The sequence below is a fragment of the Lutimaribacter degradans genome, from assembly GCF_023703375.1.
Lineage (GTDB): Bacteria > Pseudomonadota > Alphaproteobacteria > Rhodobacterales > Rhodobacteraceae > Lutimaribacter > Lutimaribacter degradans.
Genome location: NZ_JAMQGO010000006.1, coordinates 173,083 through 190,161 on the forward strand (window position 1 = coordinate 173,083; position 17,079 = coordinate 190,161).

Below are 17,079 nucleotides of genomic sequence, written 5' to 3' on the forward strand. Positions count from 1 at the left end.
CGGGCTTCCGTGCGATCACGGGTCGAAAGGCAGCGGTGCGATATCGAAACCTTGCTGCTCCAAAAGCTGCAAAACGCCGTTTTCGCCCGGCAGGTGCGCTGCGCCGGCGGCAATGAAGATATCGCCCGACTGTTCCTGCAGCAACTCAACCCAGGCGCGGTTGCGCTGTGTCAGCAAGATATCTTCGAACTGGGCGAACTCCTCAACGGCCGTCTTGCCGCCCTGTTCGACGGAAAGCAGGCGCGAATATTCCCACAGCAGCGCGATCTCGCCCGACAGGTAACGTTGCAGCAAGGTATGCTGCAGGTCGTCGGCGTGATCGGCAAAGGCAAAAGACAGGCGCAGCATTTCAAGCTGTTCGTCCATGTCATATCCATCGGTCAGGGTCATGACCGTGCGCCAATCCTCAAGCGAGAGGTCGGGCACGCCTTGGGTTGCGGCGGATTCGGCCAGTGCCATGTCTATGCCTTCGGCATCCAGAGCGCCGCTACGCGCCTGGCATGGCCCGATTCCCAGCATCATCGAACCCCAGATCGGCTTCATCTTAGCGGCCATGAAAGAGGGAAAACCGCGTGCTTCCATCTGGGTCTTGAAAAGCTGCCATTCCGCTTCGCTCAGCAGGTCGGGCAGGGTGGGCCCCTGCGTTATGAACATTAGTGACGGGTCGCTGCCAAAAGCGCGCTGGGTGCGCGCCTTGTCATCCCGGTTCATTTCAAAATAGGCGGCATCGGCCCGCGCGATCACGGGGGCCAGCGCGTTCGCGTGGGCTTCGGTGCGCTTATGGCGAATATGGTAGGTGCCAAAGATCGTCAGACGCGTATCCCCGCGGGTGGCCTGCCACAAAAGGCCTTCTGGATAAGGCGTTTCGGCCACCGCCGCATCCAGCGAAGCGCGCGTTTCCGCGGGCAGTTCGGCGATAAGGTCGCTGCCCTCGCACAGGGCCAGGGCCGGACCGGCCAACCCCAGAAATAACAACAATCCAACCAGCAGGCGCATGGGCGGTCCTTTTCTATGATCCATCTGCAACCTAGTGGTCGGAACGGGTGGTATCAATTCGGCCCAAAATTTTTGCATACGCATGTTGACTTGGAAAATGCTTGTCCCTAGCTATGCGCTGTTAGCACTCGTCTAGTGCGAGTGATAACGGTCCTTCGGGGAGCGAGGGGCCTATAGAGAGAAACTTTGAGCCAAGGAGCCTCAGAGATGGCATTTACACCGCTTCATGACCGCGTGCTTGTTCGCCGCGTAGAGAGCGAAGAGAAAACCTCAGGCGGCCTGATCATTCCCGACAGCGCCAAGGAAAAGCCTGCGGAAGGCGTTGTCGTTGCGGTTGGCGCTGGCGCCAAGGACGATGACGGCGATCGTATCAAGCTGGACGTCAAGGAAGGCGACAAGGTGCTGTTCGGCAAGTGGTCGGGCACCGAGGTCACCATTGACGGCGAAGAGATGCTGATCATGAAGGAAAACGACATCATGGGCATCATCGCCTGAGGCCAAGCGCCACAGGACGACCCCATGAACCGCTTTTCCCAAACCAAATAAAGTTCAGGAGAGACAAAAATGTCTGCCAAGGACGTCAAGTTTAATACCGATGCCCGCAACCGTATGCTCAAGGGTGTCAACATCCTGGCCGATGCGGTCAAGGTGACACTGGGCCCCAAGGGCCGTAACGTGGTTCTCGACAAATCCTTCGGTTCGCCGCGCATCACCAAAGACGGTGTGTCGGTTGCCAAGGAAATCGAACTGGAAGACAAGTTCGAGAACATGGGCGCGCAGATGGTGAAAGAAGTCGCCAGCCGCACCAATGACGAAGCCGGCGACGGCACCACAACCGCGACCGTGCTGGCCCAGGCCATCGTGAAAGAGGGCATGAAGGCGGTTGCCGCCGGCATGAACCCGATGGACCTCAAGCGCGGGATCGACCTGGCCACCTCGAAAGTGGTCGAGCACATCCAGAATGCCGCCCGCGAAGTGAACGACAGCGCCGAAGTTGCGCAGGTCGGCACCATTTCCGCCAACGGCGAAGCCGAGATCGGCCAGCAGATCGCGGATGCGATGCAGAAGGTCGGCAACGAGGGTGTCATCACCGTCGAGGAAAACAAGGGCCTGGAAACCGAGACCGACGTGGTCGAAGGTATGCAGTTCGACCGTGGCTACCTGTCGCCCTACTTCGTCACCAACCCGGACAAGATGATTGCCGAGCTGGATGACTGCATGATCCTGCTGCACGAGAAGAAACTCTCGTCGCTGCAGCCGCTCGTGCCGCTGCTCGAGCAGGTGATCCAGTCGCAGAAGCCGCTGCTGATCATTGCCGAGGACGTCGAAGGCGAAGCCCTGGCAACCCTGGTGGTCAACAAGCTGCGCGGTGGCCTGAAGATCGCCGCCGTGAAGGCGCCGGGCTTTGGCGATCGTCGCAAGTCCATGCTGCAGGACATCGCGATCCTGACCGGTGGTCAGGTCATCAGCGAAGACCTTGGCATGAAGCTGGAAAACGTGACCATGGACATGCTGGGCACCGCCAAGACGGTGACCATCACCAAGGACGAAACCACCATCGTCGACGGTCATGGCGAAAAGTCCGAGATCGAGGCACGCGTTTCGCAGATTCGTACCCAGATCGAGGAAACCACCAGCGACTACGACCGTGAGAAGCTGCAGGAACGCGTGGCCAAGCTGGCCGGCGGTGTGGCCGTCATCCGCGTTGGCGGCATGACCGAAACCGAGGTGAAAGAGCGCAAGGACCGCGTCGATGACGCGCTGAATGCGACCCGGGCCGCGGTTCAGGAAGGCATCGTGGTCGGCGGCGGCGTCGCGCTGGTGCAGGGTGCGAAGGCGCTCGACGGCCTGACTGGTGCCAACAGCGACCAGAACGCCGGCATCGCCATCGTGCGCAAGGCGCTTGAAGCACCGCTGCGTCAGATCGCCGAGAACGCCGGTGTGGACGGCTCGGTCGTGGCGGGCAAGATCCGCGAAAGCGACGACCTGAAGTTCGGCTACAACGCCCAGACCGATGAATATGGCGACATGTTCAAGTTCGGCGTGATCGACCCGGCCAAGGTTGTGCGCACCGCGCTGGAAGATGCGGCCTCGATCGCCGGTCTGCTGATCACCACCGAAGCGATGGTTGCCGACCTGCCCCAGAAAGAGGGTGCAGGCGCCGGTGGCGGCATGCCCGACATGGGCGGCATGGGCGGCATGATGTAATCAGCCGCGCCAATCGCGTGAAAGTTCGGGCCGCTCCCTTGCAGAGGGCGGCCCTTTCTTTTGGCCGTTGCCTTTGTCGCGCGGGGTGGTCACAACGGCGGGTATGCGTCTTTTCCTGCTGATATCCGTGACAATGCTGGCTTTTGCCGGAAACTCGGTGCTGACTCGCGTGGCGGTGGCTGCGGGTGACGCGGGGCCGTCAAGTTTTGCAATGGTGCGCCTGATGGCAGGCGCGGCGATCTTGCTGATCCTTTTGGGGTGGCGCAACAGGCGCCATCTGCAACCCCGGTGGCGCCCGGCCGGCGCGGCGATGCTGGCGCTGTATGTCGTGGGGTTTTCACTGGCCTATCGCTGGCTTGATGCAGGGCTGGGTGCCCTTGTCTTGTTCGGCGTGGTGCAACTTGTGATGTTCGCGGGCGCGCTGATGCGCGGCGAATATGTTGCGCCGCTGCGCTATGCCGGGGCGGTGTTGGCCATGGCGGGGCTGGCGGTGCTGGTCTGGCCGCAAGGCGTGGCCGCGCCCGACCCGCTGGGCACGGCGATGATGGCGGCGGCGGGGCTTGGCTGGGGCATGTACTCGTTGCGCGGGCAGGGCGTGGCAGATCCGCTGGTCGATACGACATGGAGCTTCGTCTGGGCCGTGCCCGCAGGCGTCGCCCTGTTCCTGGCCTGGCCGGATGGCATGACATCGCGTGGGTTTATCCTTGCAGTGCTGTCGGGGGCCGTCATGTCGGGGCTAGGCTACGCCCTTTGGTACCAGGTATTGCCCCGCATCGCGGCCAGCACGGCCGCCTTGGCGCAACTTACCGTGCCGGTGATTGCGCAGGCCGGTGGCAGCCTTTTCCTGTCGGAACCATTGAGCCTGCGCTTTGCGCTTGCCGCGGCCCTGGTTCTGGGCGGGGTGGCGTTGGGCTTGCGCGCGCGCCGGGTGAAAAGCCCGCACGCGCCGGGACAGCGCCACTAGCGCAGGATCGGTTCCAGCGGATCGTAAAGCAGCCCATCACCCCAGGCGACTTCGGGCAGGCTGTCGGGTTTGAACCGGATACCGGCCATTTCGTCGCGCGTGAAAAAGCGCCGTTGCGTCACAATGCCCTCTGGGTCTTTCCAGGTCTCGTCAAGTTGCCCACCTGTAACGGAGCAGCGAAAATAAATATCGACCTGGTGAAAATCGCCCGATGGGTCATGAAACTCGTTCACGAGGCAGGGTGCGCCCACGGCGATGCGCAGGCCGGTTTCCTCGTACACCTCGCGGACCAGGTTGTCGGGCAGCGAACTGCCCCGCTCCGCGCCCCCTCCGGGCACGCACCACAGGTCCGACAGCCCATCTGGCCAGGCATTGACCAGTAGCAACCGGTCGGATTGGTCGAGTATCACAGCGCGTACGGCGATGCGGGGCGGGGGCATATGAGCGCCTTTCGCAAGAACAGGGCTTTTGTAGGCACGCATGGCCCGCTATCTCAAGTGCATGAAACGCCTCGCCACCCTTTTGTTGATGCTGATGCCATTGCCCGCCACCGCGGGAGAGTGCGTCGTTCTCCTGCATGGGTTGGCACGCACGCAGTCGTCGTTCCTTTTGATGGAGGAATCGCTGACACGGCGTGGGTACACGGTGGTTGCACCCGGCTATCCGTCGACGGAAGAGACGATTGCCAACCTGGCGATCAACACCCTGCCGCAGGCGGTGGCGCAATGCGGTGACGACCGGGTGCATATAGTGACCCATTCGATGGGCGGTATCCTGACGCGTTATTGGCTGATCGGGAACCGACCGGACAATCTGGGCCGCGTTGTGATGCTGTCGCCGCCCAACAAGGGGTCTGAAATCGTGGATGCGTTGGGTGAAATCGAGGCATTCGGCTGGATGAACGGACCGGCGGGCCAGCAATTGCGCAGCGACGAAAAGGGTATGCCGGCACATCTGCCGCCGGTGGATTTCGACCTTGGCGTGATCGCGGGGGATCGGTCGCTCAACCCGTTCTTCTCGATGATGATCGAGGGGCCGGACGATGGCAAGGTGGGCGTCTCGTCGACGCGGGTGGCGGGCATGGCCGACCACCTGGTCTTGCCGGTGACGCATACATTCATGATGAACAGCCCACTGGTTATCGCTCAGGTGATGTATTTCCTTGAACAAGGGGCATTTGACCCGGACATGACGCTTGCCGCCGCGGTCGAGTACATGGGGCGGCAGGAATGAGCGCGCCGCACCTGACCATCACCGGGGCGCAGGTGCTGCGCCCGGACGGGATGAGCGATGCGCCTGTCGGGGTTGCCGACGGCGTGATCGCCGACCGGGGCGAGGGCGCCGTTGTCAACATGCCCGGCTGCACGGTTCTACCCGGCATGGTAGATATCCACGGCGATGGGTTCGAGCGTCACCTGGCCCCGCGCCGGGGGGCGATGACCGACATGGGCGTCGGGCTGGCCGCGGTCGAGGCCGAACTGGCCGCCAATGGCATCACGACCGCCATGCTGGCGCAATTCTGGAGTTGGGAAGGCGGGTTGCGCAGCCCTGATTTCGCCCTTCGTTTCCTGGAGGCGTTGAACGCATATCAGGGGTTTGGCACCGATATGCGCGCGCAGTTGCGGTTCGAGACCCATATGCTGGACGATTACACCGCGCTGCACGAAACCGTCGCGCGCTTTGGCGTGGGGCAGGTGGTGTTCAACGACCATCTGCCGCATGACGCGTTGAACAAGGGCAAGCGGCCGCCGCGCCTGACTGGCCAGGCGCTGAAATCGGGGCGTAACCCCGATGCGCATCTGGCCATGATGCAGGGCCTGCACGCACGCGGCGCCGAGGTGCCGGATGCCGTGGCCGCGCTGGCGGCGCGGCTGGGTGCGGCCGGGGTGATTTTGGGCAGCCATGATGACGCCCTTCCCGAAACGCGCGAGTGGTGGCGTGCACGGGGGGTGACCCTGTCGGAGTTTCCCGAAACCGAAGAGGCCGCGCATGCCGCACGGGCGGGCGATGACGGTATCGTTTTGGGTGGGCCCAACGTGATGCGCGGCAACAGCCATGCCGGCAAGGTGTCGGCCCGCCACTTGATCGGTCTTGGCCTGTGCGATGCGTTGGCATCGGATTACTTTTACCCCGCGCCGCTACGGGCGGCGCAGATCATGGCAGTCGAGATCGGCCTTGAACGCGCTTGGGCGTTGGTATCGGACGGGCCCGCGCGGTTGCTTGGGCTGCCCGACCGGGGCCGGATCGCGCTCGGGCTGCGTGCCGACCTGGTGGTGCTGGACAGGGCCGGGCGCGTCTGCCTGACCATGGCGGGCGGGCGAATCACCCACGCCAATGGCGCGGGCGCGGCGGCGCTTTTGGCGGCGCGATATTGACCCTGGTCAATGTGCGTTGCGCTGCATGAAGCTATGATTCCCGCATTAGGTGAAAGCAGAAAGGAGGCTTTGGAATGGTTGAAAAGAATCAGTCCGGGGGCCTTTGGCCCGCGATTTACGATCCGCTTCGGCAGATGGGCCACAAGCTGGCCGAGTGGCTGTCGCCGGCGTCGGATGCCTCGACCGATGGCAACATCTATCGCATCACGATGGAATTGCCGGGCGTCGGCGAGGACGATATCGACCTATCGGTGCATGACGGGATGGTGACCGTGAAAGGCGAAAAGACGGACAGCCGCGAGGAAAAGGGCGACACCTGGTATTTCAGCGAACGGCAATATGGCAGTTTCAGCCGCAGTTTTCGCCTGCCTGCAGATGCGGATGAGGCCAAGGTTGCCGCGCAACTGAAAGACGGCGTTCTGCTGATCGAGGTGGGGCGCAAGGCGCCCGCGGCCGGCAAGGCCACCAAGGTGAAGATCAACCGCGCCTGACATCGCGGTGCCCGCCTGAGGTCGCGCCCGCCCGCGCACCCCGCAACCGCAGGCGGGCGGGTGCGTTACCTGCGGCTGCTGGACGGGATTCTGCCCGCTGCGGCCCGTAGCGGGCTTTTCGTGTGAAAGACGATGATCAGTTTTCAACCCAATCGATAACCTGCGCAGGGTCGGCGCGCTCGGTGCGAAAGGTGTTGGCCGGGTGGTCTGGGTCTTCAAGACCCAGTGCGATGCCGCACAGGATGAGGCGCGTGTCGGGAATGTTGAGCACGGCCCGAACGGTGGGGGCGTATGCGGCGATGGCGGCTTGTGGGATCGTGGCTACGCCAAGGGCCTGCGCGGCAAGGGTAAAGGCCGCGACGAAGCCGCCGCTGTCCATCGCGCCATAGGCGCCAAGATCGGCCTCGGACGAGATGATCGCGACGTGGGGTGCGTTGAAGAAACGGTAATTCTCAAGCATCTGTTGCGTGCGCCCGGCACGGTCGTCACGCGCGATCCCCACTGCCTCGTAAAGCTGAAAACCGCAGGTGCGGCGACGTTCCTGGTAGATGCCGGTGTATTGGCTGGGCCAGTCGAGATCGGGCTTTGGCGCCTCGTGTTCCACTGCCTCAAGCAATGCGGTGCTGAGTCTTTTGGTGGCAGGTGGTTGGGTCACGCTGACTTGCCACGGTTGGGCGTTGCACCAGCTCGGCACTCGCTGGGCGGTTTCAACGATGCGGGTGATCGTGTCCGCCGGCAGCGGGTCCGGGCGAAAGCCGCGGCAACTGTGGCGCTGGCTCAGCAGGTCGAGAAGCGTGGCGTGAGCTGCGGTCATATGGTTTCCTTTGCGGTGGTGGGTTTGGGCGATGGGAAGCGTGGAGGACTTAGGCCAGCCCGTTCGGGATGGCGCGGCCCTGCCGGGGGAGCCTGCCAAAGCGGACGCATCGCATTACAGCGCCCCCTGGTTCAACGCCACGAGATAGCCCACCGCCCCGGCCAGGATCAGCCCGGCCAACACGGCGACCGCGATTTTCCACGTCGACCAGGGCCGTTCGCCCTGCACCCGGCCAGTGCGGCCATTCACGACGAAGCGATAGGTGGTGCCGCGATACTTGTAGGCGGCCAGCCACACCGGCAGCAGGATATGTTTGAACGTCACGTCACTGACATCGGTGTCGATATCGTGCACGCGCTGGCGATCGCCGCCGATGTCGAAACGAACATCGCGTTCGATCACGCGATGCATGGTCCGGCGCGCTTCGCCATAGCCTTCTTCAACGCCCACGGCGTAGCCTTCGGCGCGGAAACCTGCAAGGAATTCGGGATGATAGGGTTCCAGCGCCGCCAAATCCCAGGGTTCGAGCGCGTCGGTAAAGCGTTTGGGCAGGCTGCGCGAGGCCAACACCAGAACATCGTCGAAAAACCGCTGTACCCGGCCCGAGGCGGGTGACCATCGGATTTTCATCACGCGTTGTGCCTGGCGCTTGCCGTTCACGGTGATATGGCGGGTTTCGTAATAGATCGTGCCGCGTTCGCCACGATAGCGGCTGCGGGTCTGGGCATCGAACGTCCAGTAAGGCACGTAGATGCCATTCATCTTTCGGCCCTTGCGCGCGTATTGCTGTAAACCGTTCGGCGCGAACCACAGGCCGCCCAGCCAGGTTTTCATTGCATCATGCGCTGCCCGTTCGTCCAGTGCAAAGGGCAGAACACCGCGCGGTTTGATATGCCTGTGCGTGCCGGTATCGGTGACAACGGGGGTCGCGCAGAACGGACATTCCTTGGCATGGACGGTTTCCGAAAACTCGACCTGGGCCGCGCAGTTTGGACAGGTGGTGACACGGGTTTCCTCGATCTCCTGGGCGGGCAGTTGTTCGTCGATCGCCTTTTGAAAATCCAGCTCGCGGATGCCGCCCCGCCACGGGCCGTGGTTGGTGACTTCCTGGCTGGCGCCGCAATGGTCGCAGACCAGCCGTCCGGCAGCCGGATCAAACCGAAGGTCGGCGCCGCATTGGTCGCATGGAAACCGGTGCTCTTGGAGCGGGGCAGAGGCGGGTGTGTCGGTCATGAGCCTAAAGGTATATGTGTCGCGCGTGCGGGGGAGTGGGGCGCTGTGGCCCAAGGTGCCGCAAGAGGTGGATTGCACGATGCGGCGCGGTGGAAAAGGGCCGGGCCCGCAAAAGCCACCATGATCCCCGGTGACGATAGGCCCGCCACGCCGCAGCCCCGACTGCGCGCGTGGCACCAAGTACTCGCGTCATGCGCCGGGCGGCGGGGGCGGTGGCAGGATGGTGAACAATTGTGCCAGCTCGGCCACGTCCTCGGCCCGCAGCCAGCCATCCTGGCCGGGTGTCCACACATAGGTGTCGCGCGTCAGCTCGCCCTGGCCGACCATCTTGCCCATATCGGCCTTGGAGAACGGGCCCTTTGTCTCGCCTTTCACGGCGATATGCCAGACATGCTCTACCGGCGGGGGCGGCGGGGCTGCGGGGGCGCCGGCCTGTGCGGGGGCAGCACCCCAGGGGCCCTGCTGCGCCATCTGGTTGGCCATCGCCATACCCATACCCATGCCAAGGCCCGCACCCATGCCGGCGCCTGCCTCGCCACCGCGGGCCATTGCCTCGCCCGCGGAATACTGGGTGAACTTGTTCAGATCGCCCACCAGCCCCATGCTGGTGCGCTTGTCCAGCGCCTGTTCGACGGCGGGCGGCAGGCTGATGTTCTCGATATAGAATTCGGGCGTGGTCAGCCCGTATTCGGCTACCTTGGAGGACAGCTCGGTCGCGACCAGCTTGCCCAGCTCGCGGGTGTTGGCGGCCATGTCGAGCACCGGAATACCACTGCCCGCGATCACGCGCGAAAATTCCTGCACGATGATGTTGCGGATCTGGTAGCTGATTTCATCCATCGTGAATTCGCCGTCGGTGCCGACGATTTCCACGAGAAAGCGCGCCGGGTCGTTCACCTTGACGGCATAGGTGCCGAAGGCGCGCAAACGCACCGGGCCGAATTCGGGGTCGCGACACATGATCGGGTTCTTGGTGCCCCATTTCAGATCGGTGAACCGGGTGGTGTTCACGAAATAGATTTCCGACTTGAAGGGCGATTTGAACCCGTGATGCCAATGCTGAAGCGTGGTCATGACGGGCATGTTGTTGGTTTCCAGCATGTACAGCCCGGGTGTGAACACGTCGGCCAACTGGCCCTCGTGGACAAAGACCGCCGACTGCCCCTCGCGCACGGTCAGCTTGGCGCCATACTTGATTTCGTGGCCCTCGCGCTCGAACCGCCAGACCATGGTGTCGCGGCTGTCATCCGTCCATTCGATGACGTCGATGAATTCACCGCTGAGAAAATCCAGAATACCCATTCTTGTCGTCCTTTTCTTGCCGCCCTGGCGGGCGTGCCTGATTACGATGGCCCGCCGGCCAGGGCGCGCGCACGCGCGGAAAAGATCGGGCGCGCCTGTTCCGGCGTCATGCCGGGTGACAGGCGCGGATCGTATAGCATTTTCAAAAGCTTCTCGTCATGCGTCGTCAGCAGCGCGAATTCGTCGTCATCGTTGAAGATCGAAGGCCGCGCAAGCGGGCTGTCATTGGCCAGGCCCAACCCCTGTGCCAGCTCTTCGTGCACGCAGGAGCGGCGCAAAAGATCGGGGTGTTCAGCCCGCACAATGGCAATGGCGCGGCGATAGACGTGATCGTTGTCGGCATCCGAGAAAGCGACCACGAGGCAATGGATCGAGCGGGGGATATTCCGGATCACGCCCATTGACGTGGAATTGATGTTGGGCACCAGTTGCCGGATGCGCGACATGGCGGCGGGGCGGTCATCCTCACCCAAAACCAGGACATGGAAATTGCCGTTTGAGCTGGCATTGATGGGGTGGCCCGTGATCCGCGACAAACGGCCGGCGTAGTCTTCTATCATCATACGGTCCGCCCTGCGTTGCTTGGGCGGAACGCTGGCGCCGAATTCGACCGTCAGGCGCACGGGCTCGGTCCAGCGGCGTAAATGGCCGGGCGTGTTACGGGCTGACATCAGACCGCGCCCGCGTTCGTACTCGTCGTAGAAGGCCAGACGCTCGAAATTGCGGATCAGTGTTTCGGCGTCATAGGGCGTGTCGACGCCACCGCCATCGGTGCGCAGCAACCCCTGTGCCAACAGATCGGCCTGCACCTTCCTGTAATAACGCGTCAGCGCGTTGCTGGCCGCCGACGGTTGCGTTTCACTGGGCGGGCGTGCCGCAACGCGTTTCTCGGGCCGCAGTTCCGGACGGACCGATGTTTGCCGTGTCGTGTCATTACAGCCGGCCAGGGCCAGGGCCCCGGCCAGAGCTATGGTCGCCAGCACACCTTGCCGCATGACGGATCAGGCCCCGGGCACGGATGTGCCGGCGTTGTCGCCCACGCCATCGCGACGCGAGCTGGCCGCGGCCAGCGTATCGCGCAGCTCGGATTCCATCTTCTTCAACTCTTCCTCGGCCTTGGCGCGGCGGGCCTTGCCTTCATCGGCGATCTGCAGCGATTCCTCGATCGTGCCGATCAGGTCGGCATTGGCCTGCTTGATCGCCTCGATGTCGAAGACACCCCGCTCCATTTCCTGGCGGATCATGCGGTTGCTTTCGCGCAGGTTCTGGGCATTGGCCGTCAACAACTCGTTGGTCAGGTCGTTGGCGTCGCGCACGGCTGCGGCGGCCTCGGCGCTGCGCTGGATCGTGACGGCCTGCGCCAGCTGGGTTTCCCACAGCGGCACGGTGTTCACCAGGGTTGAGTTGATCTTGGTGACAAGCGATTTGTCGTTTTCCTGCACCAGCCGGATCGAGGGCAGCGACTGCATGGTCACCTGGCGCGTCAGTTTCAGATCGTGCACCCGGCGTTCCAGGTCGTCGCGGGCGGCGCGCAGGTCGCGCAGTTCCTGCGCCTTCATCACCTGGTCGTCCTCGGGCGCGGCCTGCACCTCGGCCTCTTTCGCGGGTATGTCGGTTTCGTCCAGTTCGGCCAGCTTGGCCTCGCCTGCCGCGATGTAAAGCGCAAGCTCGTCATAGAAGGCAAGCGTTTTTTCATAGAGCATATCGAGCGACTTTATGTCTTTCAGCAACGTGTGTTCGTGCTTGAGCAAGTCTTCGGTGATGCGGTCGATCTGGCCCTGCACTTCTTCGAAGCGCGCGGTGAACTTGGCAAAGGGCGCGGCACGGCCCAGCAGCTTTTCCCACCACGAACGTTCGCGACGCACGTCCAACTCACTGACGGAAAAACCGCGGATCGTGGTGACGATACCGCGCAAACTGTCGCCGGCGGGGCCCACATCCTTGTTGCGCACCCCTTGCAGCATGGATTGGCTGATTTCCTGCAACTCTGCCTGCGCGGCCGAGCCGAAGGCGACGATCGAATTGGTGTCGGCCATGTCGATCTCGCCCATCCGCTGGCGGATTTCGGCGCTTTGCTGGGCGTCCGCCTTGGCGAGCGGCACGATTTCATCGGCCTGGCCGGGATCTGGCAGTATGACGGCGTTGACCTCGTCGACCATCGTCAGCGTTTCCTCGGCTTTTTGTTGTGTTTCGGTAGACATGGGCTTTCCCTCACGTGTTGCTGGCGGTCAATCTGACCGCATTCCTTCGCGCTGTAGACGATCGCGCAGAACCTCGATTTCCACGGTCAGATCGCTGTGATCGTCAAGCAGCAGCCTTTTGGTCTTCGCGCCGAACTGTTCTTCGAGGTCGGTCAGCAGCATCAAGTAATCAGATTTCGCCTGCGTGCTTTGGTTGCGCGCGTAGATATCGGCAAACTTCATCGTCGCGTCGCGCGCGCCCATCAGATAGACGGACATGTATTTGCGCGCGGCAGTCAGATCACGGGGGTCATCCTCGACAGTGCGCAGCATGTCGCGCACCACGGCCTGGAAACGCGCCACGCGGTCGGCGACACCGCGGTCGCCTGCGCGCTTCGCGGCATCCGTCATCGCGGCAAGGTGTTTTTCCGCCTCGTCCACGGCGCGGGCCACGCGGTCGGTCTGGAACTGGTCGATGCCATCCATGCCCTTGTCGCGCATCGGGTCTAGCCCGAACGAGAACGCGTGCAACCCCGCGCCGAGCAGGGCAAAGATAATCGCTTCGATCACGCCGAAACCCGCGATTCCGGCCAGCCCCAGCCCCAGCCCTGTTAGGGCCGAACCAAACAGCTTGCGCGGCGCGCCGGGGCGGCGCGCGACCTTGCGTGCATCATAGGCCTCTTGCGCCAGGATTCCCTCGCGCGTCATCCAAGCCGCCAGCAGCAGCAGCGCCAGCGCACCAAGGTATTGCGCCATTTGCACGGGTGGCGAGGTGAAGGCCGTCCAGATCAGCGGCAACGGCACGATGAACATCATGTTCACTCGCGCGCCTGCACGTGTCGGGTTGGAGCCGCGATAATTGCCCGGTGCGTTCGGGGTGCCGTCGGGGCTGTATTTTCCACCAAACCGTTGTGCCATGAACTCAGGCGCCTCCTGCAAGGGCGGCATAGAGGATCAATATGACAAGCAGAACATATGAAAGCTTCTGCAACCCGGTGTCGGACATGCGCCCCCCTTTGGCGTGAACGTTACCAAAAGGTAGGGGATGGATGCCACGCTTGCTAGGGGGAAGATAGCGGAGGTGCCATTAGCGGCGGCCTTTGTCCGATTTTCGGCCCGGCCGTGACAGGCGCCGCGACGGGTCTGCGGCGCCGCGCGTAGGCTTGCCCGGCTTGCGCGGGCCCCGCCGCACGCTGCGTTCGGGTTGCGTTTCGCCCATGTCCTCGGGCGTCAGGCCCAACTGGTCGCGCAGGATGCGGCGGCGCACCTCTTCGACTTGGCCACGCGCCAGCTTGCCCAGTTGGAATGGCCCGTAAGAGACGCGAATCAAGCGGTTCACGGTCAGGCCCACCGCCTCCATCGCGCGACGGATCTCGCGGTTCTTGCCCTCTCGGATGCCCACGGTCAGCCATGCGTTGGCGCCCTGCTGGCGGTCAAGCGATGCCTCCATCGGCTGGAAGGTCTGGCCATCGGACTCGATGCCGCGGCGCAGGGGCTCCAGCGTGGCATCATCCACCCGGCCCTTGACCCGCACGCGGTAGCGCCGCAGCCAGCCCGTGCTGGGCAATTCCAGTTGGCGCTTGATTCCGCCATCGTTGGTCAGCAGCAAAAGCCCTTCGGAATTCAGGTCAAGCCTGCCAACGCTCATCACCCGGGGCATGTCGGCAGGCAGTTTGTCGAAAATCGTTTCGCGGCCCTGTTCATCGCTCGTGGTCGTCACCAGGCCCGTCGGCTTGTGATACAGCCACAGGCGCGGCGGCTCGGGCGCGGCCAGGGGTTGGCCGTCCACGGTGATCGCGTCGGTGGCTCCGACGTTCAGCGCGGGGCTGTCGATCGTCTTGCCGTTGACGGTGACGCGGCCCTCCGCGATCAGGCGTTCGGCCTCGCGCCGGCTGGCGCGGCCGGCACGGGCGATGACCTTGGCGATGCGTTCGCCCTGTTTGCTTGTGTCGTTCATGCGCGGTGTATGCCGCAAAGCGCAGCCTTGCGAAAGCGCCCTTTGCACGGCATGTGCAAGGGATGGAGTTCGCAAGCCACATGCAGACCGCGTTGGACGAGGCGCGCGCCGCCGCCGACCGGGGCGAGGTGCCGGTGGGGGCCGTCGTGGTGGCGCCGGGCGGGCAGGTGATCGCGCGGGCAAGCAACCGCACACGCACGTTGCACGACCCGACGGCCCATGCCGAGGTGCTGGCCATCCGCGCGGCCTGTGCCGCGCTGGGCCAGGAACGGCTGCCGGGGCATGACCTCTATGTCACGCTGGAGCCCTGCCCGATGTGCGCCGCGGCGATATCCTTTGCGCGTATCCGGCGGCTTTACTACGCGGCAAACGACCCGAAATCGGGGGGCGTGGCCCATGGCGCACGGGTGTTTTCGCACGCCCAGTGCCACCACGCACCCGAGGTTTATGACGGGATCGGCTCGACCGAGGCCGAGGCGCTTTTGCGCGCGTTCTTCAAGTCGCGCCGACAATGAAGGCTTGCCCCAACCGCCATCTGCAGGTTTCATGACCTTCTGACCAAGGGAGGAACCTATAATGTCACTGAAGAAACGCGCGACCCTCGCCGCAGCGGCGTTGACGCTTTCGGCCACGTTGGCCTGGGCCGAACCGGCAGCCAAGGTGGCGATCCACGTGGACGAGGATAACGTCAAGACCATGAACATGGCGCTGAACAATGCGGCCAACATCGCCAAGCACTATAACAGCATGGGCCAGGACGTGGTGATCGAGATCGTCACCTACGGCCCCGGCGTCCACATGCTGCGCGAGGACACCTCGCCGGTGAAAGACCGGATTTCGATGATGTCTCTGGAAATGGACAATATCAAGTTTTCTGCCTGCCTGAACACGGTGCAGGCGATGAAGCAGAAACTGCAAAAGGACGTACCGTTGGTCGACGAAGCGACCGAGGTTGCCTCGGGCGCAGTGCGCCTGATGGAGCTGCAATACGACGGTTACGCCTACCTGCGGCCCTGACGGTGGGCCGGGCGCGCCGGCAAGGATGGCGCGCCCGTAACGCTGCCCGGCACGCGCCCATGCGTGCCCGACCCGGATCAGAAGCTGATGGGTTTCATCACTTCGGCCTCTATCACGTCGACGTCCGGCAGCGCCTCTTTCATCGCGTCGGCCGACTGTTCCAGCAAGGGGAACGTCTTGTAGTGGCAGGGGATCACCGTCTTGAAGTCAAAGAACGTCTTGGCCGCGTAGGCTGCGCGTTTCATGTCCATGGTGAAATGTCCGCCTGCGGACAGGATGCCGATATCTGGCTTGTGCAGGTCGTTGAACACCTTCATGTCGGCCATCACGTCGGTATCGCCTGACAGGTAGATGGTGTGGCCGTCGCCCTCGATCATGAAACCACATTCGGTGCCGACGACCTTTGGCCCATCGTCCGTGGCCATCGAGGTAGAGTGGACCGCGTGCACCATCGTCACCTTGGGCCCACCCAGGTCGATCGTTCCGCCCTTGTTGAAGCCGATGGTCTCGATCTTTTCGTGCTCTTCCCAGTGCGTCATCAGATCATACTGGCCCACGACAGGCACGCCCAGCTTGCGCGCCAGTGCCAGCGCGTCAACGATGTGGTCGAAATGCGCATGCGTCAGCAGGATATGCGTGCCGCCTTGCACCGCGGCCTCGTGCTGATCTTCGGGCAGCATCGGGTTGCCGCTCAGCCATGGGTCGACCAGCAGAACCTGCCCCGCGATCTCGATACGGAACGAGCCGTGCCCCAGCCATGTGATATTCATCGTGTTGTCTCCCTCGCGTTGTCTTGTCGGCGAAAGGGTAACACGGCAGGCCGCGCTGAAAAGGGGCATTGAACGGTGGGCGTGGCGGCGTATCTCTGGCGGGCGGAGGAGTGTGATGGATTGGACGCGGCAGATCGACAGCTATTGCGAAAGACTTGGCCCCGACTACTGGGCCGAGCCGGTAAACGCGCTGACCAACCTGGCCTTTATCATTGCCGCGGCCATCCTTTGGCCGCAGGTGCGGGGCCTGCCGCTGGCGCGCGCGTTGTGCGCCGTGCTGGCGGTCATCGGGGTCGGAAGCTGGTTGTTTCACACCCACGCCACCGCCTGGGCGGCGATGGCCGATGTGCTGCCGATCCTGGGGTTCATCCTGTTATATATTTACACCGCCAACCGCGCCTATTGGGGCCTGCGCCCTTGGCCCGCGCTTGGTCTGACCGCGCTGTTCTTTCCTTATGCAGCCGTCACGGTGCCATTGTTCCAGATGGTGCCGGGGCTGGGCAGCTCGGCGGGGTATGCGCCTGTGCCATTGCTGATACTGGTCTACGCGCTTCTGCTGCGCCGCCGCCTGCCACGGGTTTCGCGTGGCTTGGCCATCGGGGCGGGTATCCTGGTCGTGTCGTTGTTTTTCCGAACGATCGATATGCAGGTCTGCCGCGCCGTACCCACGGGCACGCATTTCCTGTGGCACGTCCTGAATGCCACCATGCTGGGTTGGATGATCGCGGTTTATCGCCGCCACATGCTTGCGGGCGCAGGCGCACGGCGCTAA

19 protein-coding genes are annotated in these 17,079 nt (G+C 63.4%); 9 read left to right on the forward strand and 10 right to left on the reverse strand.

Annotated features, from left to right (window positions below):
* Window positions 1-15 precede the first annotated feature (15 nt).
* Complete coding sequence (locus M8744_RS11045) at window positions 16-996, reverse strand: TraB/GumN family protein (RefSeq protein ID WP_251415559.1); 981 nt, start codon at window positions 994-996, stop codon at window positions 16-18.
* Between the two features lie 207 nt (window positions 997-1,203).
* On the opposite strand from M8744_RS11045, the gene groES reads away from it, so the two are divergent.
* The 3 genes from groES to M8744_RS11060 all read left to right on the forward strand — a co-directional run bounded on the left by groES (window position 1,204) and on the right by M8744_RS11060 (window position 4,168).
* The gene (gene groES / locus M8744_RS11050; RefSeq protein WP_251415562.1) at window positions 1,204-1,491 is read left to right on the forward strand and encodes a co-chaperone GroES; all 288 of its coding nucleotides are present in this window, start codon (window positions 1,204-1,206) and stop codon (window positions 1,489-1,491) included.
* 69 nt (window positions 1,492-1,560) lie between these two features.
* Window positions 1,561-3,204, forward strand: coding sequence for a chaperonin GroEL (gene groL / locus M8744_RS11055; protein WP_251415565.1), 1,644 nt, complete (start codon window positions 1,561-1,563; stop codon window positions 3,202-3,204).
* A gap of 103 nt (window positions 3,205-3,307) precedes the next feature.
* Window positions 3,308-4,168, forward strand: a complete 861-nt coding sequence (locus tag M8744_RS11060) for a DMT family transporter (RefSeq protein WP_251415568.1) — start codon at window positions 3,308-3,310, stop codon at window positions 4,166-4,168.
* Here the strand turns inward: M8744_RS11060 and M8744_RS11065 are convergent.
* Complete coding sequence (locus M8744_RS11065) at window positions 4,165-4,608, reverse strand: NUDIX domain-containing protein (RefSeq protein WP_251415571.1); 444 nt, start codon at window positions 4,606-4,608, stop codon at window positions 4,165-4,167. The two genes, M8744_RS11060 and M8744_RS11065, sit on opposite strands and share 4 nt — an antisense overlap.
* 61 nt (window positions 4,609-4,669) lie before the next feature.
* Between M8744_RS11065 and M8744_RS11070 the strand changes: the two genes are divergently transcribed.
* From M8744_RS11070 to M8744_RS11080, 3 genes are all read left to right on the forward strand, one after another.
* Window positions 4,670-5,401 carry an alpha/beta hydrolase gene (locus tag M8744_RS11070; protein ID WP_251415574.1) on the forward strand — a complete coding sequence of 244 codons (732 nt, stop codon included), beginning with the start codon at window positions 4,670-4,672 and terminating at the stop codon, window positions 5,399-5,401.
* Entirely contained in the window at window positions 5,398-6,543 is a 1,146-nt protein-coding gene (locus tag M8744_RS11075; RefSeq protein WP_251415577.1) for an alpha-D-ribose 1-methylphosphonate 5-triphosphate diphosphatase, read from the forward strand. The genes M8744_RS11070 and M8744_RS11075 overlap by 4 nt, the downstream gene beginning before the upstream one ends.
* Before the next feature lie 74 nt (window positions 6,544-6,617).
* Window positions 6,618-7,034 (forward strand): Hsp20/alpha crystallin family protein, encoded by a 417-nt coding sequence (locus tag M8744_RS11080; RefSeq protein WP_251415580.1) that lies wholly within the window; start codon window positions 6,618-6,620, stop codon window positions 7,032-7,034.
* Between the two features lie 136 nt (window positions 7,035-7,170).
* On the opposite strand, the gene M8744_RS11085 is transcribed toward M8744_RS11080, so the two are convergent.
* The 7 genes from M8744_RS11085 to M8744_RS11115 all read right to left on the reverse strand — a co-directional run bounded on the left by M8744_RS11085 (window position 7,171) and on the right by M8744_RS11115 (window position 14,520).
* The gene (locus M8744_RS11085; protein ID WP_251415583.1) at window positions 7,171-7,848 is read right to left on the reverse strand and encodes a nitroreductase; all 678 of its coding nucleotides are present in this window, start codon (window positions 7,846-7,848) and stop codon (window positions 7,171-7,173) included.
* A 114-nt stretch (window positions 7,849-7,962) separates the two neighbouring features.
* Window positions 7,963-9,081 carry a TFIIB-type zinc finger domain-containing protein gene (locus M8744_RS11090; protein WP_251415586.1) on the reverse strand — a complete coding sequence of 373 codons (1,119 nt, stop codon included), beginning with the start codon at window positions 9,079-9,081 and terminating at the stop codon, window positions 7,963-7,965.
* A gap of 189 nt (window positions 9,082-9,270) precedes the next feature.
* Window positions 9,271-10,383, reverse strand: coding sequence for an SPFH domain-containing protein (locus tag M8744_RS11095; protein WP_251415590.1), 1,113 nt, complete (start codon window positions 10,381-10,383; stop codon window positions 9,271-9,273).
* Between the two features lie 41 nt (window positions 10,384-10,424).
* Window positions 10,425-11,378 carry a DUF2927 domain-containing protein gene (locus M8744_RS11100; RefSeq protein WP_251415592.1) on the reverse strand — a complete coding sequence of 318 codons (954 nt, stop codon included), beginning with the start codon at window positions 11,376-11,378 and terminating at the stop codon, window positions 10,425-10,427.
* Between the two features lie 6 nt (window positions 11,379-11,384).
* A complete protein-coding gene (locus M8744_RS11105) occupies window positions 11,385-12,584 on the reverse strand; it encodes a toxic anion resistance protein (protein ID WP_251415595.1) in 1,200 nt (399 codons plus the stop codon).
* Between the two features lie 27 nt (window positions 12,585-12,611).
* On the reverse strand, window positions 12,612-13,481 hold the full coding sequence (locus M8744_RS11110) for a 5-bromo-4-chloroindolyl phosphate hydrolysis family protein (protein WP_251415598.1): 870 nt from the start codon (window positions 13,479-13,481) through the stop codon (window positions 12,612-12,614).
* A 169-nt stretch (window positions 13,482-13,650) separates the two neighbouring features.
* Complete coding sequence (locus M8744_RS11115; RefSeq protein WP_251415601.1) at window positions 13,651-14,520, reverse strand: pseudouridine synthase; 870 nt, start codon at window positions 14,518-14,520, stop codon at window positions 13,651-13,653.
* A 62-nt stretch (window positions 14,521-14,582) separates the two neighbouring features.
* Here M8744_RS11115 and M8744_RS11120 point away from each other — a divergent pair, with 62 nt between their 5' ends.
* Complete coding sequence (locus tag M8744_RS11120; protein WP_251415604.1) at window positions 14,583-15,035, forward strand: nucleoside deaminase; 453 nt, start codon at window positions 14,583-14,585, stop codon at window positions 15,033-15,035.
* 61 nt (window positions 15,036-15,096) lie between these two features.
* Window positions 15,097-15,537, forward strand: coding sequence for a DsrE family protein (locus M8744_RS11125; RefSeq protein WP_251415607.1), 441 nt, complete (start codon window positions 15,097-15,099; stop codon window positions 15,535-15,537).
* Between the two features lie 77 nt (window positions 15,538-15,614).
* Here M8744_RS11125 and M8744_RS11130 read toward each other — a convergent pair whose 3' ends face one another.
* Window positions 15,615-16,307, reverse strand: a complete 693-nt coding sequence (locus tag M8744_RS11130) for a metal-dependent hydrolase (protein ID WP_251415609.1) — start codon at window positions 16,305-16,307, stop codon at window positions 15,615-15,617.
* A gap of 115 nt (window positions 16,308-16,422) precedes the next feature.
* On the opposite strand from M8744_RS11130, the gene M8744_RS11135 reads away from it, so the two are divergent.
* The gene (locus tag M8744_RS11135; protein ID WP_251415624.1) at window positions 16,423-17,079 is read left to right on the forward strand and encodes a ceramidase domain-containing protein; all 657 of its coding nucleotides are present in this window, start codon (window positions 16,423-16,425) and stop codon (window positions 17,077-17,079) included.